The organism is Achromobacter sp. GbtcB20, assembly GCF_019091095.1.
In the GTDB taxonomy this organism is placed as follows: domain Bacteria; phylum Pseudomonadota; class Gammaproteobacteria; order Burkholderiales; family Burkholderiaceae_B; genus Achromobacter; species Achromobacter mucicolens.
In genome coordinates this window covers 1-328 of the sequence record NZ_JAGXJZ010000363.1, presented here as the reverse complement: position 1 = coordinate 328, position 328 = coordinate 1, and the positions used below count along the sequence as shown (strand labels likewise).

1 protein-coding gene is annotated in these 328 nt (G+C 69.5%); it reads left to right on the top strand.

The annotated features are described in order from the left end of the window. Positions 1–72 precede the first annotated feature (72 nt). A partial coding sequence (locus KVT32_RS29335) for a PAS domain-containing protein (RefSeq protein ID WP_217619345.1) occupies positions 73–328 on the top strand: 256 nt, incomplete at its 3' end.

Sequence of the window (328 nt, the reverse complement as noted above, 5' to 3'; positions counted from 1 at the left end):
GACGTGATGCACTGTAGCGCCAGCGTTGACGGTTCCGGCATAACCGCCCCGGGATTGGCCGAGCAGTTCCGTGTGATCGCCGAAATCGGCGGGGACATCGCGTTTAGTATCGATTGCGCCAGCGGCGCCCTGCTTTACGTCAGCCCTTCCATTGAACAACTGCTCGGCTATAGCCCCGCCGAGGTGGCTGCCCAGCTGGACCAGCGCGGCAGCGCCCTGGCTGCCCTGTGCGCCGGGGTGCCGGAACGGGTGCGGCGCCTGCGCGCCGGCGACCGCAGCCGCCTGCGCCTGGTGCGCGGAACCGAACTGCCCGGCGCACACGGCTACC